Annotated in this window: 19 protein-coding genes; 12 read left to right on the top strand and 7 right to left on the bottom strand. The window is 51.3% G+C overall.

Features of this window, described 5'->3' with window-relative positions:
• Positions 1–60: 60 nt before the first annotated feature.
• The 7 genes from BLU87_RS07660 to BLU87_RS07630 all read right to left on the bottom strand — a co-directional run bounded on the left by BLU87_RS07660 (position 61) and on the right by BLU87_RS07630 (position 7,545).
• On the bottom strand, positions 61–1,806 hold the full coding sequence (locus BLU87_RS07660; RefSeq protein WP_092346370.1) for a BatD family protein: 1,746 nt from the start codon (positions 1,804–1,806) through the stop codon (positions 61–63).
• The gene (locus tag BLU87_RS07655) at positions 1,800–3,650 is read right to left on the bottom strand and encodes a VWA domain-containing protein (protein WP_092346368.1); all 1,851 of its coding nucleotides are present in this window, start codon (positions 3,648–3,650) and stop codon (positions 1,800–1,802) included. The genes BLU87_RS07660 and BLU87_RS07655 overlap by 7 nt, the downstream gene beginning before the upstream one ends.
• Positions 3,590–4,588, bottom strand: coding sequence for a vWA domain-containing protein (locus BLU87_RS07650; protein ID WP_092346366.1), 999 nt, complete (start codon positions 4,586–4,588; stop codon positions 3,590–3,592). Before BLU87_RS07650 ends, BLU87_RS07655 begins: the two co-directional genes overlap by 61 nt.
• Positions 4,585–5,085: a DUF4381 domain-containing protein gene (locus BLU87_RS07645; protein WP_092346364.1), complete on the bottom strand. Its 501-nt coding sequence runs from the start codon at positions 5,083–5,085 to the stop codon at positions 4,585–4,587. Before BLU87_RS07645 ends, BLU87_RS07650 begins: the two co-directional genes overlap by 4 nt.
• Positions 5,072–6,016: a DUF58 domain-containing protein gene (locus BLU87_RS07640; RefSeq protein WP_092346362.1), complete on the bottom strand. Its 945-nt coding sequence runs from the start codon at positions 6,014–6,016 to the stop codon at positions 5,072–5,074. Before BLU87_RS07640 ends, BLU87_RS07645 begins: the two co-directional genes overlap by 14 nt.
• Before the next feature lie 87 nt (positions 6,017–6,103).
• A complete protein-coding gene (locus tag BLU87_RS07635) occupies positions 6,104–7,084 on the bottom strand; it encodes an AAA family ATPase (RefSeq protein WP_092346360.1) in 981 nt (326 codons plus the stop codon).
• A gap of 44 nt (positions 7,085–7,128) precedes the next feature.
• Positions 7,129–7,545 carry a hypothetical protein gene (locus tag BLU87_RS07630; RefSeq protein WP_092346358.1) on the bottom strand — a complete coding sequence of 139 codons (417 nt, stop codon included), beginning with the start codon at positions 7,543–7,545 and terminating at the stop codon, positions 7,129–7,131.
• 563 nt (positions 7,546–8,108) lie between these two features.
• Between BLU87_RS07630 and mraZ the strand changes: the two genes are divergently transcribed.
• Genes mraZ through BLU87_RS07570 form a run of 12 tightly spaced genes read left to right on the top strand, consistent with a single transcriptional unit; the run spans position 8,109 to position 21,694 of the window.
• On the top strand, positions 8,109–8,552 hold the full coding sequence (mraZ, locus tag BLU87_RS07625) for a division/cell wall cluster transcriptional repressor MraZ (protein ID WP_092346356.1): 444 nt from the start codon (positions 8,109–8,111) through the stop codon (positions 8,550–8,552).
• A 2-nt stretch (positions 8,553–8,554) separates the two neighbouring features.
• Positions 8,555–9,496: a 16S rRNA (cytosine(1402)-N(4))-methyltransferase RsmH gene (rsmH, locus tag BLU87_RS07620; RefSeq protein WP_092346354.1), complete on the top strand. Its 942-nt coding sequence runs from the start codon at positions 8,555–8,557 to the stop codon at positions 9,494–9,496.
• 29 nt (positions 9,497–9,525) lie between these two features.
• Positions 9,526–9,843 (top strand): FtsL-like putative cell division protein, encoded by a 318-nt coding sequence (locus BLU87_RS07615; protein WP_092346352.1) that lies wholly within the window; start codon positions 9,526–9,528, stop codon positions 9,841–9,843.
• A gap of 1 nt (position 9,844) precedes the next feature.
• Positions 9,845–11,797 carry a penicillin-binding protein gene (locus tag BLU87_RS07610; RefSeq protein WP_092346350.1) on the top strand — a complete coding sequence of 651 codons (1,953 nt, stop codon included), beginning with the start codon at positions 9,845–9,847 and terminating at the stop codon, positions 11,795–11,797.
• A gap of 3 nt (positions 11,798–11,800) precedes the next feature.
• Entirely contained in the window at positions 11,801–13,363 is a 1,563-nt protein-coding gene (locus BLU87_RS07605; RefSeq protein WP_281242524.1) for a UDP-N-acetylmuramoyl-L-alanyl-D-glutamate--2,6-diaminopimelate ligase, read from the top strand.
• Positions 13,356–14,750, top strand: coding sequence for a UDP-N-acetylmuramoyl-tripeptide--D-alanyl-D-alanine ligase (locus BLU87_RS07600; protein ID WP_092346348.1), 1,395 nt, complete (start codon positions 13,356–13,358; stop codon positions 14,748–14,750). Before BLU87_RS07605 ends, BLU87_RS07600 begins: the two co-directional genes overlap by 8 nt.
• A gap of 3 nt (positions 14,751–14,753) precedes the next feature.
• Complete coding sequence (gene mraY, locus BLU87_RS07595; RefSeq protein WP_092346346.1) at positions 14,754–15,830, top strand: phospho-N-acetylmuramoyl-pentapeptide-transferase; 1,077 nt, start codon at positions 14,754–14,756, stop codon at positions 15,828–15,830.
• On the top strand, positions 15,827–17,188 hold the full coding sequence (gene murD, locus BLU87_RS07590; RefSeq protein ID WP_092346344.1) for a UDP-N-acetylmuramoyl-L-alanine--D-glutamate ligase: 1,362 nt from the start codon (positions 15,827–15,829) through the stop codon (positions 17,186–17,188). The genes mraY and murD overlap by 4 nt, the downstream gene beginning before the upstream one ends.
• On the top strand, positions 17,185–18,288 hold the full coding sequence (gene ftsW, locus BLU87_RS07585) for a putative lipid II flippase FtsW (RefSeq protein ID WP_092346342.1): 1,104 nt from the start codon (positions 17,185–17,187) through the stop codon (positions 18,286–18,288). Before murD ends, ftsW begins: the two co-directional genes overlap by 4 nt.
• Positions 18,285–19,376 carry an undecaprenyldiphospho-muramoylpentapeptide beta-N-acetylglucosaminyltransferase gene (murG, locus tag BLU87_RS07580; RefSeq protein WP_092346340.1) on the top strand — a complete coding sequence of 364 codons (1,092 nt, stop codon included), beginning with the start codon at positions 18,285–18,287 and terminating at the stop codon, positions 19,374–19,376. Before ftsW ends, murG begins: the two co-directional genes overlap by 4 nt.
• Positions 19,377–20,762, top strand: a complete 1,386-nt coding sequence (gene murC, locus BLU87_RS07575) for a UDP-N-acetylmuramate--L-alanine ligase (protein WP_092346338.1) — start codon at positions 19,377–19,379, stop codon at positions 20,760–20,762.
• A complete protein-coding gene (locus BLU87_RS07570; RefSeq protein WP_092346336.1) occupies positions 20,759–21,694 on the top strand; it encodes a D-alanine--D-alanine ligase in 936 nt (311 codons plus the stop codon). The genes murC and BLU87_RS07570 overlap by 4 nt, the downstream gene beginning before the upstream one ends.
• The last annotated feature ends 5 nt before the right edge of the window (positions 21,695–21,699 follow it).

Raw genomic sequence — 21,699 nt, 5'->3', positions numbered from 1 at the left:
AGCGTCGCCGAAACTGAAGCAAGAAAGCCCAACGGTTGCACCAACTGCTGGGCTTTGTTTTTATTTTGGTGTCGATCCCTTTGTTGCCGGATAGAGTGAGGGGAGATCCTCCTGTTGTGACGGATTTGTTCTCGACTGCAGAGAGTGACGTAGTGCCTCCGTTAATCCTTCTCCCCGCCAGCTAGGAGCATTTTTCGCGTATAACGCCTGCCCCAACTTTCTTAATTCGCTGGCAAGGGGATCACCGCAGTTTTTGGCCATCAGATCCAGATCCCAGGGTTCGGACCCTGGCCAGTGCAAACGGCTCCAAGCAGACAGAGCGTCACGAGCGGCCTTAGGATTATTCTGGTTGGCAGCGGTCAAAATTGCATTATAAGCATCCTTCTCTTGGGTGATTTTTAACTGATTATTTTGTTTTTTTGACATCTTTCGGGGCTGCAACTGCCGTCTCTGCCACCAGAAAAATATCAGGCTGAGAAGCCAACCAAGGGCAAGTATCAGACTCAACCAAGGCCAGAATTGCGCTGAGGATGTTGTCTGTGTGGTCTCCAAGTGTGGTTGTTGTGAAGCGGGGAGATTATGACTTTTGAGGGGATCTGGGGCGACGGGCGAGGAAGCCGTTTGCGGCGCAAGGTTTACCGGGGCCGTTCCCGCAGCGGCAGGAGCGACTGATACTCGCAACGGTTCGATGTGGGCGCGTCGCCACTGCTGAGCCCGGGTATCGTACCAGTCAAGGTCGATCGCTGGCAGCTCGACCTCTCCGGGTTGCGTCGGCACCAGGGCGATTTTTTGTTGTAGTGTGCCAATCACACCATCTGTATCGACAGCATCGCTGCGATTCGGTTGGTCTGGATAGCTCTTCCAGTCCGTTGGTACGGCGATGTTGAGTTCTGGTAAATGGGCGGATAGCAATCCCGCTGCGCTTAACGTTAATGTTCTGGTGGCGGGTTCACCAACGCGTAATTGCGGTGGGTGCGTTTGCCAATCATCCTCCAGGGTTAGATTGCTTGTCGGTAGCCACTCACGGCTGCCCAGATCTCCGGGAATCGGGCTGATCTCGATATCGATCGGTTGAGTCGAGCGCCGGAGTGATTGGATTGATCTGCTGAAAGGGTCGAAGCTGGAACGAGTTGTCGCAACCTTGGCATCGAGCTGCAACGCCGGGATCTGAAGGGTTCCAGCTTGGTGGGCAAAGAGTGCGTAACGACGCTCGACAGCTTGGTAGCGGTAGCCATTACGGCGGGTTTCATAAGTATGGTCTTCACCGAGTTTTTGTATTTCCGCATCGACTCCCTGCGGTTGAGGGTCGCTCAAACTCGCTTGTGCCAGGTCGACCCGGTGTAGAACGCGAACGGTTAATAACAGCTGGGAGCCAGCTAGGGCTTGACGAGGTGTGACCTCAGCTTCCAGCAGGAGTTTTCCTGCTTCGGTTTCTGGCGTTGCCGTAGCATCACTGACCTGAATCGGCAATGGGATGGTGCAGTCACTGCCAAAACAAATAGAAGGAATCTCCAACTCTCCAGTATGGCGGGGCATCAAGGCGAGACTAATGACCAGTGAGTGGCTGATCTTGCCGTTGATAATTTGCATCTGTTTGCTCTGGGAGCGGTTGAGAATGTCCCAGTTTTCATCCAAGGGGCGCAGGTCGGGATCGTCTTCGGCGCTCCCTTGAACGCGCAATTCAAGTTGCAAGCTCTCTCCTGCGCCGATCCGGTCACGATCAGCAACGGCTGAGACCTGAGCCGCCAGCAGACTCAGTGGGGACAACAACAGGATTAGAATAATGCAAAAAGTCCGTTTTACCATGGTCGATCACTCTCCAATTGTTGACCGCGTTGGCGGTATTGATATAGAAATTTACGCCGCATCAGCTCCCCGGGATCATCAGGTATGCGACGCAACCACTGCTGTAATTCCCGCTGCTCAGCAGTTTTATCGCCAGTCGCTGTCGCAGCAGGTTGTTGTTGTCCTTCTTGGTTCTCTTGATTGTCGCTTGTGATTTCTTTGATCGGTTCAGCGACGTTCTGCTGAGGCTGTTGTTGCCCCTTTTCAGTCTCTTTGTCTGTTGCTGGAGACGGGTCCGGTTGCCCCTGTGGTTGCGCAGTTGAAGATTGTTGTTGCGCCGATTGATCTTGTGATTGTTGTTCATTCTGGTCCTGCTGATTCTGACCTTGTTGATTTTTGTCTTGTTGGTTTTGATTCTGCTGTTGCTGTTGCTGTTGCTGTTGTTGCTGTTGTTGCTGAAGGGTCTCCTCGACCAGTTTTCGGTTGATTTTGGCGTCCTCATGGTTGGAATTCAATTGCAGAGCTTGATCATAAGATTTTAGCGCTTCAGGGAGACGCCCTGATTGCGCCTGAATATTTCCCCGATTGTACCAGTCATCTGCATTCTTAGGTTTAGGGAGGGCTTTAAGAGCCTCTTCGTAATGATCGGAGCGATAGAGGGCGCTGGCTTTCCAACGTGGATCTTCAAAGCGACTGGCGGCGGCATCGTAATTTTTACTTTTAAACTCATTGAATGCCTGTTGATCTGGGCGCTGCCAGAGATCTTGCCAACTTGCAGCCTCGGCTGTCGGTGGTAACAACAGCAACAAGGTGAATACGGCTAACCAGCCGCGCCGGAAAGCGCACGCTGATAATAGAGCCAGAGGCCAGAGTAACCAGATGCCTGCCTCCTGCCAACGGTCTCCTTGTCGCGTCGTTTCCTGTTTGTTGAGATCAAGACGGTGATTGTCGATGGTGCTTAAAAGTTGCCGAAAATCACTGTCGTCGGTCTGGAGTTGCCGATATTGACCTCCCCCTGCAGTGGCGAGCTGACGCAGTCCGGGCTGATTCAATTGTGGTAGGACCATGTCCCCCTGTGAGTTTTTGTAAAATCCGCCATCGGCCATGGGGATGGGTGCCCCCTCCGGGGTTCCTACGCCGAGAACGTCCAGTTCTAACCCCTGCTGCTTAAGTTTAGCTGCTGTGGCTTCGCTTTTTTCAGGATGATCCTCATCAGTCACCAGCAGCAGGACTCCCTGATCTAGCCCGGCACGTTGGAGTAGTTCTGCTCCCAACTCCATCGCCCGTACCGGATTGCTCCCTTGTACCGGCATCAGTTCCGGGTCGAGGCTATTGAGGAGCAATTCAATGGTGTGGGTGTCATCGGTCAACGGGGTAACCACAAAAGCGTCTCCAGCAAAGACGATGAGTGCGGTCTGGCCTTCGCGTCTCTGGCGGAGAATATCTTTCACCTTTAGCCGTGCCCGCTGCAGTCGATTTGGCTGCAAATCTGCAGCATGCATCGAGCGGGAAAGATCCAGGAGAACGATTAAGGCTGATTGTTGACGCAATAGCGGTTGGGGTTGTTTTTTCCAAGTGGGGCCGGCGAGGGCAATCAGGGTCAGCAACAGGCCGGTGAACAACAGCCACAGTGGCCAGTTTGCACGGCGCTGTGAGCGGTTGAGCAACAGGTGCGGCAACAAGTCCGGGTCACAGATTTCTTGCCAGCTGCGGCTACGCAACCTTCGGTTCCACAGTTGCCAGAGCAGGATAAGAGCCACCGGGAGGACCAGAAACCACTCCCCGCGTAAAAAATGAAAATCATTCATCGACTCCTCCGTAAGGTTGGCAGCAGCTGCAATCCTGCCAGCAACAGAACGCCGCATAGTGCTGCCCCCAGCGGCCAAGGGAAGAGGGCGGTGATAGGTCGGTAGACCTCCTGTTCCCGTTCTACTGGTTCGAGTTGGTCGAGGAGAGAGTAAATCTTTTTGAGCTCAGCGCTATCATGGGCGCGAAAATAAAGCCCTCCCGTGGTCTCAGCGATCGCTTGCAGGGTCTTTTCGTCCAGATCTCTCGATGGATTGATGGTCTGAGAAAAGATGAAAGAGCGCACCTTCATCGTGTCGGCCCCAAGACCAATCGTGTAAATTTTTAGACCTTGTTGAGCTGCAAGCTCTGCGGCTTTAAGGGGGGAGAGCTGACCGGCATTATTGACCCCATCGGTGAGCAGAATCAGGACCTGATGTTTAGCTTCATCTGCTGTTGCCCGTTTCAGAGCCAGACCTATAGCGTCACCGATGGCAGTCCGATCTCCGGCCAGACCGATGGCTGCCTCATTGAGCAGGCTCTTGATCGTCTCCCGGTCAAAGCTCAATGGTGCTTGGACATAAGCTTGCTCGCCAAATAGAATTAGGCCGATACGATCACCGACTCGTGCCTCAATAAATGGTTCAGCAACGGCCTTGAGCGCTGTCAAGCGGTCGACCTGAGAGCCGTGCAGGTCGAAATCTTCAGTCTGCATACTGCCGGAAAGGTCAACTGCCAGTTGTAGGTCACGGCCGGAGACCGGTAGCTCCAGCGGCTCTCCGAGCCACTGTGGTCGGGCACAGGCAATCACCAGGAGTAACCAGCAGAACAACGCCAAGAATAATTCAAAGCGCGAGTGTTTCCTCTGCTCATGCTGATGCTGGGCGACACTAAAGGGGGCGAGCTGTGGGACCCAAAGGGCGGCCTCTTCGGCGGCCAGAGCTGGTGGTGCCAGTCGATAAATCAGGTAAGGGAGTGGTAGCAGGGCAAACGCCCAGGGCCAGGCAAAATGAATCATCCCTTCCTCCTGCTTCGGAGTGTCGGTGGCAAGCGCTTCAGCCAACAGCGACAGAGGGCGAGCAGGGCGTCGCGGTCAACCTCGCTCGTCGGTTGATAGGGACCCGCTGCCAGACAACGACCGATACCTGTTGTAAAGGACGGTTCTGCTGCGTGGCGATCGAGAAACTGGAGCCACTCCTCACCGTTTAAAGCGGCACAATTTTCATCGGGAAAGGCGTGCAGGGCGGAGCGCCGCAGCAATACCGACAGCTCTGCGATCAAAGTGTGATCTGAATCCATCTTCGCGAGTTGGTCCAGTTGCTGAAGGACTTGGCGCCGATAACGCAGCCGCTGTGCCCGCTGCCAGAGAAACCACAGTAGCAGCAATATCAGCAACAGCAAGACAATCAGTAGATACCAGCCCGGAGCTAACGGCCACCAGCTTGGAGTTGGCGGCAGGTGGATATCTCGCAGCGGCAACTTTTGGGCCGTCTGTGCGGATTCAATGGGTTGCATGCTGCTGCCCCCTGGTCGTCATTGCCGCTTGCAACATCTGTTGCGGGTCCTGAACTGTGGATATGGCATAAAATTGGCACCGATAACGCTTACAGAAAGATTCAATTCTCTCTTGATGGGCAGCAAAGTGAGCTCGGTAGTTGTTGCGGAGTGATTCCTGGTCGGTGGCGATAGCCAGGTCAGTATCTCCATCGCTGAGGCGATAGCTGCCAGCACGGGGCAGTTCAGCTTCGAGGGAGTCGTAAACGAAATAGAGCGCCAGCTGGGCTTGCCGGGCTAACTGTGCCAACTGTTTTTCGACTTCGTCATCCCACTGATTAAAGTCACTGAGGAGCAACACCAAGCTGCCGGGACGGGTCACACGCCGTAGCCCTTGAATCGTTTTTGCAAGCCGTTGTTGGGGTTCAAAAGGGAGATGGGGAGGGCGCTGCCAGGCAGGGTTGGTCACCATCTGCTGTAACAGCCGTAAAACCCCACGCCGGCCACCCGCCGGACGAGACTCGATCTGCCCTTCATCAGAAAAAATAAAGCCGCCGACCCGATCGCCCTGTGCCTGAGCTCGCCAGGCAAGCAAAGCGGTCAATTCGGAGGCGAGGACGGACTTGAAGCGGCCGCGGGTGGCAAAAAACATCGGCCGCCGATAATCGAGAGCCAGCAGCACTGGTCGTTCCCGTTCTTCGTGAAAGAGTTTGGTGTGGACTTTGCCACGGCGTGCTGTAACTCGCCAGTCAATGCTGCGGACATCGTCTCCCGGTTGATAAGCACGGACTTCAGCAAACTCCATCCCACGACCATGGAAGCGGGAGAGATGACCGCCAGATTGCACCGCCAGAACTTGACGCTGCGAAGGCAGTCCTTGTCCTGGGGCGGCTCTCAGGGCGACGAGACGCTGTAGGTTAATTTGTACAGGTGACGGAGTTGGAATGTTCATGCTGCTGGTTCTTTCTCCATGGTTGTTGGCGAATCTCTCCGCAAGGGCAAAAATAAATGACAGAAATCAGCATTTAAAGTCGGTTTTCTAGGGGACTGGAACCCTTGATATCAATTCGCTGATCACTCTGTTGGTCGTCACCCCTTCGGCTTCCGCTGTATAGCTAAGCAGGAGTCGGTGGCGTAACACGTCGAAAGCAACCTGCTGGATGTCTTCTGGAGTGACATAGTCGCGGCCGACTAACCAAGCGCGAGCCCGAGCGCAGCGATCAAGGGCGATGGTAGCCCGGGGGCTGGCACCATAGTTGAGCCAGCCAACCAGGTCTTCGCCCCAGGGGGCCGGGTTACGGGTTGCCAGAACCAGTTGTAGCAAGTATTCCTGCAGGTTCTCCGCCAGATAGAGGTCAAGCACTTGACTTCGTGCCTGACGCAATTCGTCACTGCGAATGGGGGGAAAAGACGGAGACTCCTGTTTGCCATGATTGGTGTCCATCCGTGCTTCATCGCGGGCCAATTTCAGGATCTGGCGTTCAACATCAACGTCTGGATAATCGATATATACATGCAACAGAAACCGATCAAGCTGAGCTTCGGGCAATGGATAGGTGCCTTCCTGCTCGATCGGATTCTGGGTCGCCATCACCAGAAAAGGGTCGTTCAGTTGGTAGCTGGTCTGTCCCACCGTAATTTGTCGCTCTGCCATCGCTTCCAACAATGCTGATTGGACCTTGGCTGGGGCTCGATTGATTTCATCTGCAAGAATCAGATTATGGAACAGCGGGCCCTGATGAAAAACGAAACTGCCATCCTGAGGACGGAACACTTCGGTTCCGGTGAGGTCGGCTGGAAGGAGGTCGGGGGTAAATTGAACGCGGTGAAAACTCCCTTGGAGGTGATCGCCAAGCTGCCGAATTGCTCGGGTCTTGGCCAATCCAGGGGCCCCTTCGACCAACAGGTGACCATCCGCTAATAACGCGATCAGTAGGCGCTCAATCAGTTGTGGTTGTCCGATCACCTGCTGACCAAGACGTTCGGCCAGGGTCAGGAAGCGTTGTTGTACAGTTTCCATAATCTGAAGTCCTCTAACAATAGGTTGAAATTGAAGCTCTTAAATCAAGCCATTATGATGCGATGACTATGATCCTGTGTTGCCCATGGGAAGCGACCAATGACGCTGGTCGGTATAATTGACAGTTGGAACAGGATCGGGGGAGGGCGTGAGAAACCCTGACGACCTACAGCTTCCGCAGATTGATTCAGTTTTTCAGGGCTGTGTCGCACGGCCAGCGTCAGTGCTGCAGGCAGAAGCGGGTTTTGAATTTTAGCGGCGATGAAACGGGTTGGGTTCTCAGATTCCAATGGCTCCGATGAAACATCCAATACCGCTGCAACAATTCTTTGACGGGTGATAACATTATTTGTTGAATCAGACAAGGGAGAGGTCTGTTGCTGGAGTTGTCCAACGGTGATCGGAGTGAGGAGTGTCAGCCCGAGAATCCCCCAGAATATGTAATGAACAAGGATCTTCATAGCAATGATTCGTTAAGCGATTTGAAAGAAAAAATCGACGTCAGGGTTCAACTTTTAAAAGCAAGAAACAGATCCCCTTAAAAGAGATAGGGGGCCTTTCTTTAAAATGGACTATTTTGCGTCCCATCTGCAAATGATTTTTGTGCAGCAAACATTATGCCAGCCAAGCTTGCTGTTTTTACGTCGTGCAAGCCAGTTTTGCTGGGGCATTTTGCCACAAGGTGGCAAAATGCCCCAATGAGAGGCGGATACCACTGTGATCTTGAGCCCCTGATAGGGGAGTAATGTAGTGGAATTCTGCGGGGTTCTGCCGCAAAGACGACGATCTTTGTTCTTCATTTTTTGAGAGTTATTCTGAATGTTTTTGACCAAAAAACAAGTTGATAGCTGTCAACTTTCAGATAACTTTCCGTTTTTCACTTATCATTAGAGCCAAGTCCCCGTCATAGCAAGATTTTCCAGACCAAGTAATCTCCAGAAACCAGCATTTCTGCTTGACAGTTATAGATGCCATCGCTATATTTTCACTAACCTAGTGTCAAATAGTGTCAAGTGGTGTCAATATGAAATTTTCGGGTGAACATAAAGTTAGTATCGATCTGAAGGGGCGAGTCAGTATTCCCGCTTCATTCAGGGACGAGCTACGTCAAAAATATGATTCTGTGGGGCTAGTCGTCACCCGTTATAAAAATGGTCTGGTTGCTTACCCACCTCCTCGTTGGGAAGAAATCTGTGCCAACGTTTTTTCGATGCCTCCCGGACCGAAGCGTGAGGCTAATATTCGTAGTCGAATCGCGCCAGCAAAAGAGTGTTCATTCAACGCTCAAGGACGGATTCAAATTCCCCAATCTTTACGAGAGCATGCTGGCTTGGATAAGGACGTTGTTGTTGTCGGCATGTTTGAGAAAATTGAAATTTGGAGTCAGATCGCTCATACCTTGATTGCTGCTGAATCTGAGTCCATGTTGGATGAAGATGCTCAAGGGCAAGCAGATTTGGGATTTTAAAGATGTCATCAGCTCCCTTTGAGCATTTGTCGGTGATGCCGGAGGAAGTTCTCCACTGGCTCCAGCCTGTGGCTGGCGGCATCTATCTGGATGGAACCCTCGGTGGAGCCGGGCATTCACAGCTGATCCTCGAAGGTGCTGCAGGTAGCCGTTTAATTGGACTGGACCGAGATCCAGCTGCATTGCAGAAAGCGGCTGAAGTCCTCTCCCCTTATGGCGATCGGGTCAGTCTTCATCATGCGACTTTTGACCGGGCGGATCAGGTTTTGATGTCTCTTGATGTCGATGGTCTTGATGGGATGTTACTTGATCTTGGCGTCTCCTCCTACCAACTTGATACCCCGGAGCGGGGCTTCTCTTTTCGTTATGACGCTCCTCTTGATATGCGTATGGATACCACTGCAGTGGAAACGGCTGCTGATGTTGTCAATCAGGCTGAGGAGGCAGAACTTGTCCGTATCTTTTTTGAATATGGTGAAGAACGCTACAGTCGGCGGATCGTGCGACGGATTATTGCTAAACGGCAAGAGTCGCCATTGTTGAGCACAGGGGAGCTGGCTGAATTGGTTCGTGATGCTGTTCCTGGCGGGCATCGACCCGATAAAATCCATCCGGCTACCAGAGTTTTTCAGGCATTAAGAATCTATATCAACGATGAACTGGGACAGGTGAAGCGGGGGGTCGAATCCGGGATTTCGCTGTTAAAGCCCGGTGGGCGACTGGTGGTGATCAGTTTTCACTCGTTAGAAGACAGAATCGTTAAGCATTTATTTCGGGAGAAAGCCAGGGGGTGTATTTGCCCACCTCGTTTACCCGTTTGTCAGTGCAACAACACTCCAGATGTAAAAGTTCTGACACGTAGAGGGATTAAGGCAAGTGCTGCTGAAGTGGAACAGAATGCCCGCTCTCGCAGCGCAGTTTTAAGGGCCGTTGAGCGTTGTTGATCAGGTTCATAGAGAAGAAGGGATTGTAAATGTCAGAGACCGTCTCACAAGTAGCAGTCAAAATTACTGGGTTTTCGTTTTATCGCCCCCGGATCTCTTCGGTGTTTGTGGCGATTTTATTCGTTTCTCTTTTGTCTCTGTTGTTTGTCTGGTCACGGATACATGCGATCAATCTTGAATACGATATTTCTGCACTGCAACGTGACATTCGTGGTTACGAACAGCAAATAAAAGAGCTGAAGACCGAAGCCGCATTTCTTGCCCGAGATGAGCGTATTGAAGGTTTGGCAAGAAAAACCCTGGGGTTGCGTACCCCTTCTCCCGGACAAATTATCAGGGTGGAGTGATATGGCATTATCGGAACGCGGAGTTCAAATTCGCATCCGCATCTACGGGTTTTTATTTATCCTGGCTTTCCTGACGATTGCCGGGCGCGCTTATTATTTGCAAGTTGTCCAAGCTCCTGATCTGCAACAGCGAGCCGATCAACAGCGTCAACGCGTTGTCAAATTAGCGCCACAACGGGGAAGTATCTTCGACCGGAATGGTGACCCTCTGGCGGTGAGTTTGGCCGCTGAGTCCCTCTTTGCAGATCCGAAACAAGTCAAAAATCCCAAGGCAGTCGCTAAACGACTGAAAGAAATCCTTAAAGTTTCCGAAAAAGAACTCACCCGGTTGTTGTCAGCCCCGAAAAGATTTGTGTGGTTGCAACGAAAACTTGATCCTGATGTTGCGAAGCAGGTGCGTGCTCTAAAGATTGATGGGTTGCAGTTTGTTACCGAACGGAAGCGCTATTATCCACAGACAAGTACCGCTGCACACGTCCTCGGCTTTATCGGATTAGATCCCAAAGGGCTTGAAGGTCTTGAGCTTGAGTATGATCGACAGTTGCAAGGTGAATCGGGGCGGCTCGTCTCACTTCGTGATGCTCGAGGACGGGGGCTGTCTTCCGCCGATCAGTTGGTTCAGGGCGGTGTCGCTGGCCACAACCTTTTCCTGACCTTAGATCGATCATTGCAGTATGTAGCCGAAAAAGAGTTAGCGCGAGTCGTGCGTGAGACCGGCGCTGTCGGTGGCACTGTGGTGATGCTCGAACCGGCAAGTGGTCGCGTCCTTGCCATGGCAAGCCAGCCGGACTACAACCCCAATCTTGCCGGGCAATCACCTGCCGGAAATCGGCGTAACCGCGCTGTTTGTGATATGTATGAGCCTGGATCAACCTTTAAAACCTTTTTGATGGCAGGGGTTTTAGAGGAGGGCTTAGTTCGGCCGGGGCAGAAAATCTATTGTGAAAATGGACGATATTCTGTCGGTGGAAAGACGATTCGTGACCATGTCAAATTTCAACAACTCACCTTGCAAGAAGTTCTTAAGTTCAGCAGCAATATTGGTTCTGCCAAGTTGGGTAAAGCGCTGGAGCGCGAGAAGTTTTACTCCTATATTCGAGATTTCGGTTTTGGCGAAAAGTCGGGGCTGGACTTGCCCGGAGAAGTGAGCGGGATGTTACGTGAACCGTCTAACTGGTTTGAGATCGATCTTGCGGCAATTTCTTTCGGTCAGGGCTTAAGTGTGACGCCGATTCAAATGGCATCTGCCATAGCCGCAATTGCCAATGGTGGTTTGCTGATGGAGCCCTATCTGGTTGAAAGAATAACTGACGCTGAAGGCCAGCAAATACAAAAACGCCTTCCTCAAGTACGACGACGGGTCATTTCTGAAAAAACCGCCCAGCAAGTCAGAGATATGATGATATCGGTGACGGAACCGGGGGGAACTGGCACCAGAGCTGCCGTTCCTGGATATCAGATCGCAGGGAAGACCGGCACCGCTCAAAAAGTCGACACGGTGACTGGTGGCTATTCACTGGATAAACATGTCTCCTCCTTTGTTGGATTTGTGCCGGCTGAGAATCCTGCCATTGTTATAGCAGTGACTGTCGATGAACCGAAAGGGAAGGATTACGGTGGTTTGGTTGCAGCACCAGTATTTGCTCGGATTGCTGGCCAAACCTTAAGTCATTTAAATATTCTGCCTAAAGGGACTGTTGTGGCGTTGACCCCGGAGCAATTAGCTGAAGAGCCTTTGCCCGATTTAGCCGCATTGCTTCCCGATGTTGAGTCCAGCAACGGTTTGAGGATGCCGAACTTTTTCGGGATGAGTTATCGGCAGGTCTTACAACTCATGGAGAAAAAGAAGCTGAACTTAAAACTATCTGGCAGTGGACAGGCGGTCAAGCAATATCCAGAGCCGGGAAAAGTTATCGAGTATGGCAAGCAAGCTTGGATCCGTTTTGGAGCATAACCTATGGTTAATCAACGAGGACAGCTTATGAATTTGGAACAGTTGCTAGTCGCGACACAGCCACTTGACGTCGTTGGTTCAATGACGATGGCTATCTCGGGCTTGGCTTGTGATTCCCGGAAAGTTCAGGCCGGCACACTGTTTTTTGCCCTCCCTGGTGCCAAGGTCGATGGCTTTGACTACCTTCCTCAGGCTGTACAGGCTGGGGCGGTCGCTGTTGTTGCGGAGCGTCTTCCTGATGTCTGTGTGGAAGGGGTCTGCTATGTCAAGGTCGCAAATGCTCGACAGGCTATGGCCGCCATTGCCGCAGCGTATTATGGCCATCCTACAGCTAAGGTTCCGGTTATCGGTGTTACCGGAACGAACGGAAAAACGACGACGACCTATCTGCTGGAATCTATCTTTAAGCAAGCCGGATTTTCTCCAGCCGTATTCGGAACCATTGAGTGCCGCTTTGGTGATGTCCAATATGAGGCCGCAATCACAACTCCGGAATCTCTTGATTTGCTGCAGATGATGGCTGAATTTCTACAGAAAGGTGCGGATGTTCTGATCCTTGAGGTCTCTTCCCACGCTTTGGAGCAGCATCGTGTTGACGGCATCGAATTTAATGCTGCGGTGTTTACCAATCTGACTCAAGATCATCTTGACTACCATGAAACCTTTGAGCGCTACTTTGCCAGTAAGCGGCGGCTGTTTACAGAGTTGTTGGGTGAAGGCATTGCGGTGATCAATCGGGATGACACTTGGGGAGCCGACCTGTTGCAGGAAAACCCTCAATGGATCGCGTTTGGGCTGGATGACCGTGCGGATGTTTACCCTCTTCACGTCACCGTTGGTCGTGACCAGATTGACGCAACATTTACAAGTCCGCAAGGGGATGTTGTGATTAAAAGCGGCATGATTGGGGATTTTAATGTCTACAATCTGCTCGGTGCTGTAGCCACAGCACAACAACTTGGGATTGGCAATGCCGCGATCTCCAAGGGGATCACGCAGGCACCGCAAGTGCCAGGACGAGTCGAAAAGGTCAAGAATGATAAAAATGTCTTAGCTCTGGTTGATTATTCTCACACGCCCGGAGCGTTGGATCAGGCTTTAAAAACGTTATCAAAATTACAACCAAAGCGCCTGTTAACTCTGGTTGGTTGCGGTGGTGACCGTGATAAAGGCAAACGACCGATGATGGCTGCTGCTGCGGTTAAATATTCTGATCTGGCAATTTTTACCTCCGATAATCCCAGGACAGAGGATCCCTTGGAAATTTTGGTGCAAATGAAGTCTGGTGCTGTAGCGGCTGGTAGCCAGGAGCTGGATATGACACAGGCTGCTGACGCGGATGGGTTTATCGTCATTCCGGATCGACGGGAAGCGATTGAGTTTGCCTGCATGTTAGCTCATTCCGGGGACATGCTGTTGGTCGCTGGTAAGGGGCATGAGAATTATCAGATTGTTGGCACCAAAAAGAATCATTTTGATGACCGTGAGGAGCTGGATCGGGTTTTGAACGGGGCTAATAATTCAGAAGCATTACCGTCTGAGACAGGAGATGACCGACATGTTTGATCTGGAGCGTATTGCAAGGATCACTGACGGCGATTTTTCTGGACGGAAGGTTAATTGTCAGCTCAGCGGCATCTCGACCGATAGCCGTAACTTGATTCCAGGGTCGCTATTTGTCCCTTTACGTGGAGAGCGCTTTGATGGCCACGATTACCTCAGTCAAGCGGTGAAAAACGGGGTTGCCGCGTGTCTGACTGAAGAGGTTGTCGCTGGCTTGAGTGTTCCAGTTGTTCGGGTTGCAGATACCTTGCGGGCTCTTGGCGATATTGCTGCTGCATACCGGTTGCAACTCAACGGCCCGCTCGTGGCCATCACCGGTTCGGTGGGTAAGACCACCACCAAGGAGATGCTCGCCACAATTTTGTTACAAGTCGGTCCAGGTTTAAAAACAGCTGGCAATTTTAACAACTTGATCGGCTTGCCTTTAACTCTGTTTCGTCTGGAAAAAGAACATCAGTGGGCCGTTCTGGAGATGGGAACCAGCGCTATTGGCGAAATTGAACGGTTGACAGAGATTGCTCGGCCAACGGTTGGCATTATTACCAATATCGGCCCGGCACATTTGGCGACATTACAGGGGCTCGATGGGGTTTCAAGGGCAAAGGGCGAACTTTTTGCTGGCCTGCAAGGTGGGACTGCCATTCTCAATCGTGATGATTACAGAGTGGCTCGGTTACCGGTAGCAAACGGCGTAAAGAAGCTCACCTATGGCCTCTCGATCGATGCTCAGGTGCGCGCTGAAAATATTGAAGAGGACCGGATAGGCGTCCGTTTTGAGCTGTTGATTGCAGGACAGAAATCGGCGGTACAGTTGGCACTCCCCGGAAAACACAATGTCTTGAATGCCTTGGCTGCAGCTGCTGCGGCCAGCGAATTGAGCGTACCTATGACGGAGATTGTGACGGGGTTGGCGAAGTTTAGGGCGATCCCTGGGCGAATGAATCTTTCTCCTTTGCCCTGTGGTGGGTTATTGCTGGATGACAGTTATAATTCCAACCCGTTATCAGCTTATGCTGCTCTTGATGTCCTGGCGACATTGCCAGGGCCGGGGAGACGGGTTGCCGTCCTTGGCGACATGCTCGAACTCGGTGAGAAATCAGCAAAAATGCATATTGACCTTGGCGCAAAAGCGGCGGAAAAGACCGAGCTGTTGATTGCCGTTGGTGGCTTTGCGACGCAAATATGCCAGGGGGCAGCGACTGCTGGAATGAACCCTGAGCAGATGGTCGCATTAGCCGATACCGCTGCTGCAATTGAATATCTACAAAAACAGCAACGCTCTGGAGATAAGGTCTTAGTGAAGGGCTCAAGAGGGGTGCGGTTGGAACAATTGGCAGCAGCATTAAAGGCAACCGTTGCGGCCTCTGTCAACGGTAAGAAAGGAAACTAGCAGTTGCTATATCACCTCTTATATCCTCTGCATACAGAATATTCGGTATTGTATGTCTTTCGCTACATTACCTTCCGGACTATTTACGCGACAATTACCGCCCTGTTGATCTCTTTTATCCTTGGTCCCTGGTTGATCGCGACGTTACAGCGGATGCAAATAGGGCAGACGATCCGTAAGGTTGGTCCCGAGTCCCATTTCGTCAAAGAGGGGACGCCGACCATGGGGGGCGCGCTGATCCTGTTGGCGATTATCCTCCCGACATTGCTCTGGGCTGACCTGATGAATCCTTACATCTGGGTCACATTGATGGTGATTTGTGGTTACGGCGCGATTGGTTTTACTGATGATTATCTCAAGGTGGTGCGTAAAAACAGTGATGGAATCTCCGCACGACAGAAAATGTTTTGGCAGATTTTGATTGCTCTCGGGGCTTCATTAATCCTCTATCAAAGTGGTGATTTTGATACCCATTTGAGTTTACCCTTTTTTAAAAATATCAATCCTGACCTCGGTGCGTTTTATATCCCCTTTGCTGTTCTGGTGATGGTTGGGGCCAGTAACGCCGTGAACTTGACCGATGGCCTCGATGGTCTTGCCATCGGACCGATGATCATAGCTTCGGGAACGTTTCTGTTGCTGGCTTATCTTGTTGGTAATGCCAAGCTGGCAAATTATCTGCAAATTACCGGGATTCAAGGTGCCGGAGAACTGGCCATCCTCTGCGGCGCTATGGTTGGCGCTGGACTCGGGTTCTTGTGGTTTAACAGTTATCCTGCCCAGGTATTCATGGGCGATGTTGGCAGTTTATCCCTTGGCGGCGCATTGGGGACGATCGCAGTGATTACCAAGAATGAATTTGTCCTGGTGATCGTCGGTGGCATCTTTGTTATCGAAGCGCTGTCGGTGATTGTCCAAGTGATTTCATTTCGTTATTGGGGGCGTAGGGTTTTCAGGATGGCCCCAATCCACCACCATTTTGAATTGAAGGGGTGGCCTGAGCCGAAGATCATTGTTCGTTTCTGGATTATCAGCATTGTGCTGGCACTTATTGCTCTCTCGACGTTGAAACTGCGATGAAAATAAATTATAGCGGCAAAAAGATTGTTGTCATCGGTGCTGGGCGGAGTGGCATTGCGCTGGCAAGTTATTTTTACGAGCGCGGGGCGACAGTCGCGATATCTGACCTGCGCGAGCGCAAACAGTTGGCTGGTCTGGATTCGTTGAGCACGCTGCCAATCCGTTTCGATCTGGGCGGTCATGATCTGGAGTTGTTTGCGCAAGCTGATCTGATTGCTGTGAGTCCAGGCGTCTCCCTGACTTGCGAGCCACTGCGTCGGGCGTCTTCCTGCGCTATCCCGTTACTCGGAGAAATTGAGATTGCCTCGCGTGAAATCAGGGTTCCGATTATTGGAGTTACTGGCACCAATGGGAAGTCCACGACGACCAGCCTGATTGGAGAAATAATGGCGGCCTGGGGGAAAAAAGTTTTTGTTGGTGGCAATCTAGGGACCCCTCTGGTCGAAGCATGTGCAGTTGCAATTGATGGTGTCGTGGTTGAACTCTCCTCGTTCCAATTGGAGACGATTGATCAATTTCACCCATCTATCGCCTTACTCCTGAATTTAAGTTCAGACCATCTTGATCGTTACCCCGATCTGCAGAGTTATTATCGCGCCAAGTTGCAAGTCTTCCGCAATATGACAGCCGCTGATTTTGTTGTCTTAAATGCTGACGATGCAGAGGTGTGCCGGTTGACCGCTGATTTGCCAGCGACCAAAGTGTGGTTCTCAGCCAAAGGACGGATGGTTGATGGAATGGTCCGGTTGGGTGACCGGCTGGTGTGGAACTGGTCTGGCGCTGATATCCAACTCCCGTTGTCGTCCTTGCAACTCTCCGGCGAGCACAATATTGAGAACGCCATGGCGGCGATGATTCCTGCGCTGTTGCAAGGTTGCCCTGCCGAACTCGCCTGGAACGCTGTCTGTTCATTCGGTGGCCTGAAACATCGGATGCAACGGGTACGGCAATTGGATGGGGTGGATTGGTATAACGACTCAAAAGGGACCAATGTCGGGAGCGTGATGAAAAGTTTGGCTGGATTTTCATCTGCAGTGACGTTGATTGCCGGCGGTAAGGACAAGGGTGGTGATTACACTTTGTTACGGCCGCAACTTGAGCAGAAAGTCAGTTGTCTGATTTTAATTGGTGAAGCAGCGCAGAAGATGGCGGCGGCGTTGTCCGGTTGTTGCGAAATCAGGATTGTGTCGGATCTGCAAGCGGCAGTGCAGCAGGCGTTTGTCATAACCAAGCCAGGCGGAACGGTCTTACTTTCCCCCGCGTGCTCCAGTTTTGACATGTTTGCCAGTTTTCAGGCCCGCGGTGATGAATTTGAGCGTTTGGTCCAACAACTTTCACCGGCGAGGGAGACCCTATGACTCTCCATCGAAATGTCGATACCACTCTGCTTCTGTTGACGGTTTCACTGACCTGTATTGGTGTCGTCATGGTCTATTCCTCGTCAGCTATTATGGCTGCAGAACGCTTTAACGATGGATTCTACTTCCTCAAAAGGCAACTTTTTTATGCTTTGGTGGGATTTATCATGATGGCTGTTGCCACCTACTTCAATTATAACAATTGGCGTAAGTTAGCGGTTATTTCCTTGCTCGGAAGCATTGTCTTGCTGGCTTTGCTGTTTATTCCCGGACTCGGGGTCCGTGTCGGGGGGGCCATGCGCTGGCTGCGAATTCCGGGGCTGACAGTGCAACCGGCCGAGCTGGTCAAATTGACGCTGGTTCTCTATCTGGCGCATTCACTGACGCGAAAAAAAGAAAAAGTTCGGTTGTTACTGAAAGGGTATCTTCCCTACATGATTGTCCTCTGCTTATTGCTGGGGATGTTGATCCTGCAACCAGATTTGGGCAGCGCCATGATTATTGCCGGAGTTGCTCTATCGATGCTTTTCGTCGCCGGGGTGCGTTATCGCTATATCATTCTGACTGTCTTGTTGACTTTACCCGTTGTCTATTTTCTGGTGATGCAGGTTGAGTATCGCCGTCGCCGGATTATGGCCTTTGTGGATCCATGGGCAGACCCTTTTGATACGGGATTTCAGATCATCCAGAGTATGGTCGCTTTTGGCAAAGGGGGCATATTGGGGCAAGGGCTTGGGATCGGGGAGCAAAAGTTATTTTATCTGCCGGAAGCGCACACCGATTTTATTTTTTCGGTGATTGGTGAAGAGCTTGGCTTGGTCGGGGTTCTGGTGATTGCGGCACTTTTCCTGATGTTGGTTCTCTGTGGCATCAGGATTGCTCTGCATTGTCCCGAACCATTTGGGCGCAATCTGGCGTTTGGGTTGAGCTTGTTGCTTGGTTTGGAAGCTTTTGTCAACTTGGCAGTCTGTATGGGGTTGCTGCCAACGAAAGGTTTGGCGTTGCCCTTTATCTCCTACGGTGGAACGAGCTTGGTAGTGAGTCTAGTCGCGGTTGGTATCTTGTTGAATATTTCAAATACGCTGGGAGCTAAAAAATGAAATTGCTGCTGGCAGGTGGTGGAACCGGAGGACACCTATTCCCCGCAGTCGCGCTTGCGCAGCTATTGCTCCAGCAGGATAAGACCGCAGCAGTACAATTTGTCGGGACCGAACGAGGTTTAGAACAGCGATTACTGCCAAAGCTCGGATTACCATTGGCAACTGTGGATATGGTCGGTGTTGTGGGGCGTGGTTGGCGAGGTCGGTTGGAATTGATCCCGAAATTACTCAAGAGCCTTTTTCAAGCCAATAAGATATTGGCCAGTTTTCAACCAGATGTGGTTGTTGGTGTCGGTGGATATGCCTCTGTGCCTGTGTTGCTGGCAGCAAAAATGCGGGGTGTTCCTTACTTGATTCACGAACAGAATGCGATCCCGGGGTTAAGTAATCGCCTGTTGGGGCGGTGGGCAAAGGCCGTTTGTTTGTCTGTTGCTAATAGTGACGCTGGGTTCAATGAGGCTAAAACGGTGCTCACTGGAAATCCACTGCGGCAAGGATTTGAAGACATCACCGCAGAGATCGCTGTTCCAGGAAAGTTGTTAGTTTTCGGCGGCAGTCAGGGGGCGAGAGCCATAAATGAGACGGTGATTGAAATGCTGCCGTTGCTCAAATCATGGGAGCCAAAGCCGGAAATTCTGCACCAGACCGGCGAAGCAGATTTTCACCAAGTTCAGCAGGCGTATCGACAGGCAGGATTTGACCCCCAGCAAGTGGTCCCATTTATTGACGATATGTTGACTGCTTATGCGCAGGCGAGTTTGGTGATCTGTCGTGCTGGAGCAACAACATTGGCGGAGTTGACCTCCTGTGGTCGGGCGGCAATATTGATCCCGTTACCTCAAGCCGCAGGAGATCATCAAACTGCGAATGCCAGATCACTGGAAAAAGTTGGAGCTGCAAAATTGATCCCGCAAGCGGATCTAACCGCTGATCGCCTTGCTGCAGTGGTGAAAGAGCTATTTGAGGATCGCGAAGAATTAAAAAGAATGGCAGAGCAGGGACGTCAAATTGGTTTTCACGGTGCGGCCGGACGGATTCTTAACGAATGCCGCCGAGTGCTCGAGATGGCCCCGCTTGAGGGAGATTAAATGTACGGACATATAAAGAAAATACATTTTGTTGGCATCGGTGGTATCGGCATGAGTGGTATCGCAGAGTTGCTGCTCAATCTAGGCTATCGGGTCTCCGGTTCCGATCTGCGCGAGTCGGATACGACCGCGCGACTGGCTGAGCTTGGCGGCGAAATTGTTATTGGCCACAGGGCAGAAAATATCACTGCGGTCGATGTCGTCGTTACTTCGACGGCTGTCAAAGCTGACAATCCGGAGGTTGTTGAAGCGTTACGGCAGCATGTTGCTGTGATTCCACGGGCCGAAATGCTAGCAGAGTTGATGCGGATGAAATATGGCATTGCCATAGCTGGCACTCATGGTAAAACCACCACCACCAGCATGATGTCGGTCGTGCTGCATCATGCCGGAGTAGATCCGACGGCGGTGATTGGCGGAAAGCTGGATGCGTTTGGTTCCAATGCCAAATTGGGTCGTGGCAAGTTCCTGGTGGCGGAGGCCGATGAATCCGATGGCTCCTTTATGCATCTGTCTCCGACAATTGCGGTGGTTACAAATATCGACGCTGATCATCTGGATTTTTATTCCGGGATTGAAGAAATTAAACAGATTTTTATCAATTTCATCAATAAAGTTCCATTTTATGGCCGCGCAGTCCTCTGTCTGGAAGACGAGAATATTCAGGCGATCCTCCCCTTTGTTAAAAAACGCTTTACCACTTATGGGTTCAGTAGTCAGGCTGATTTCTACGCTGAAGATGTGCTGCATCGTCAGGGTCGAACCAGCTTTACCGCTTTTTATCAAGGCCAAGAGTTAGGACGTATCTCCTTCAAAATGCCGGGGCGTCACAATGTTCTCAATGCTCTGTCGGTCATCGCTGTTGCCCATGAACTGGAAATACCTTTTCAAACCGTTATTGGTGGGTTTCGCAATTTTGGCGGGTTGCAGCGGCGCTTTCAGCTGCGGGATGAAATTAATAACATCATGATCATTGATGATTATGGCCACCATCCAGCGGAAATAAAGGCCACCCTTAACGCCGCAAAAAGTGGATGGAATAAGCGCGTCATCGCCGCTTTTCAACCCCATCGCTACAGCCGCACCAAAGCGTTATACGAGGACTTTTTGACGGCTTTTTATCAAGCTGATCAACTTGTGATTACCGATATCTATGCCGCTGGTGAGGCGGCCATTGAAGGGGTCTCTGGAGAACAATTGGTTCAGGGGATTATCGAGCATGGACATAAAGCCGTGGCTTATCGGCATACTCTGGAAGAGGTCGCGGAGTTCCTCGCTGACATTGTTGAGCCAGGAGATATGGTGGTGACCCTTGGTGCCGGAAGTATCAATCAGGTTTGCCATTTGTTGGCAGACAAACTCCGTCAGAAAGAGTTGCAAGGATGAGTCGTATGACCCGGGAAGAGATGAAAACCAAAAAAATCGGGGTTTTGCTCGGAGGCTTGTCGGCGGAGCGGGAAATATCCCTGAAAACGGGGAATGCTTCTCTCTCAGCTTTGCAACAGTTGGGCTACGATGTCGTTGCGATTGATGTCAACAAGGGGCTGCCGCAACAATTGTTACAGGCGGGTATTGAGGTCGCTTTTATTGCTCTCCATGGTCGTTTTGGTGAAGATGGTCGGGTTCAGGGGCTCCTGGAAATGATGCAGATTCCTTACACCGGAAGTGGTGTCATGGCCTCGAGTATAGCGATTGATAAAGTGATGACCAAGCAAATATTCTCCTATCATCAGTTGCCGACTCCTCGCTTTGATTTCATGCGACCCGGCGATTCAACCAAAGACCTGCTGCTCCGTTGTCAGGATTTACCCGTCGTGGTCAAGCCATCGCGCGAAGGATCAACGATCGGGATTACGATCGTTAAAAATCAAACTGAACTAGCGGCAGGGATTCAACGGGCGGCTGATTTGGACGGGACAGTGTTGGTCGAAGAATACATTGACGGAATTGAATTGACCGTGTCTGTGCTTAATGGGGAGGCTTTTCCGGTTATTCAGATTGTTCCCCGAAGTGGCTTCTATGATTACCAGTCTAAATACACGACTGGAGCAACAAAATATTTGATCCCGGCGCCGATCTCTCCCGCGCTTTATAAGCTGGTTCAGCAAGCTGCGGTAAAGGCGTGTCACGTCCTTGGTTGCCGGGGCGCTGCCCGGGTTGACTTTATGTGCCGCGAGGATGATTTCCAATGTATTGAAGTAAATACGATTCCCGGAATGACGGCAACAAGTTTATTGCCGCAAGCGGCTAAAGTGGCAGGGATAGATTTCCCGCAATTAGTCGAGATGATCTTGCTTGATGCCGATATAGACAAATGAGTTGC

Origin of the sequence: Desulfuromusa kysingii (genome assembly GCF_900107645.1) — a bacterium.
Lineage (GTDB): Bacteria > Desulfobacterota > Desulfuromonadia > Desulfuromonadales > Geopsychrobacteraceae > Desulfuromusa > Desulfuromusa kysingii.
The sequence above is the reverse complement of the archived record's forward strand: the minus strand, read 5'-3'. Positions and strand labels throughout refer to the sequence as shown.

Excerpts from the sequence above, each read along its gene's own strand:
- BLU87_RS07660 (WP_092346370.1), bottom strand. The coding sequence starts at position 1,806 with ATGGTAAAACGGACTTTTTGCATTATTCTAATCCTGTTGTTGTCCCCA.
- BLU87_RS07655 (WP_092346368.1), bottom strand. The coding sequence starts at position 3,650 with ATGCGGCGTTCTGTTGCTGGCAGGATTGCAGCTGCTGCCAACCTTACG.
- BLU87_RS07650 (WP_092346366.1), bottom strand. The coding sequence starts at position 4,588 with ATGATTCATTTTGCCTGGCCCTGGGCGTTTGCCCTGCTACCACTCCCT.
- BLU87_RS07645 (WP_092346364.1), bottom strand. The coding sequence starts at position 5,085 with ATGCAACCCATTGAATCCGCACAGACGGCCCAAAAGTTGCCGCTGCGA.
- BLU87_RS07640 (WP_092346362.1), bottom strand. The coding sequence starts at position 6,016 with ATGAACATTCCAACTCCGTCACCTGTACAAATTAACCTACAGCGTCTC.
- BLU87_RS07635 (WP_092346360.1), bottom strand. The coding sequence starts at position 7,084 with ATGGAAACTGTACAACAACGCTTCCTGACCCTGGCCGAACGTCTTGGT.
- BLU87_RS07630 (WP_092346358.1), bottom strand. The coding sequence starts at position 7,545 with ATGAAGATCCTTGTTCATTACATATTCTGGGGGATTCTCGGGCTGACA.
- mraZ (WP_092346356.1), top strand. The coding sequence starts at position 8,109 with ATGAAATTTTCGGGTGAACATAAAGTTAGTATCGATCTGAAGGGGCGA.
- rsmH (WP_092346354.1), top strand. The coding sequence starts at position 8,555 with ATGTCATCAGCTCCCTTTGAGCATTTGTCGGTGATGCCGGAGGAAGTT.
- BLU87_RS07615 (WP_092346352.1), top strand. The coding sequence starts at position 9,526 with ATGTCAGAGACCGTCTCACAAGTAGCAGTCAAAATTACTGGGTTTTCG.
- BLU87_RS07610 (WP_092346350.1), top strand. The coding sequence starts at position 9,845 with ATGGCATTATCGGAACGCGGAGTTCAAATTCGCATCCGCATCTACGGG.
- BLU87_RS07605 (WP_281242524.1), top strand. The coding sequence starts at position 11,801 with ATGGTTAATCAACGAGGACAGCTTATGAATTTGGAACAGTTGCTAGTC.
- BLU87_RS07600 (WP_092346348.1), top strand. The coding sequence starts at position 13,356 with ATGTTTGATCTGGAGCGTATTGCAAGGATCACTGACGGCGATTTTTCT.
- murD (WP_092346344.1), top strand. The coding sequence starts at position 15,827 with ATGAAAATAAATTATAGCGGCAAAAAGATTGTTGTCATCGGTGCTGGG.
- ftsW (WP_092346342.1), top strand. The coding sequence starts at position 17,185 with ATGACTCTCCATCGAAATGTCGATACCACTCTGCTTCTGTTGACGGTT.
- murG (WP_092346340.1), top strand. The coding sequence starts at position 18,285 with ATGAAATTGCTGCTGGCAGGTGGTGGAACCGGAGGACACCTATTCCCC.
- murC (WP_092346338.1), top strand. The coding sequence starts at position 19,377 with ATGTACGGACATATAAAGAAAATACATTTTGTTGGCATCGGTGGTATC.
- BLU87_RS07570 (WP_092346336.1), top strand. The coding sequence starts at position 20,759 with ATGAGTCGTATGACCCGGGAAGAGATGAAAACCAAAAAAATCGGGGTT.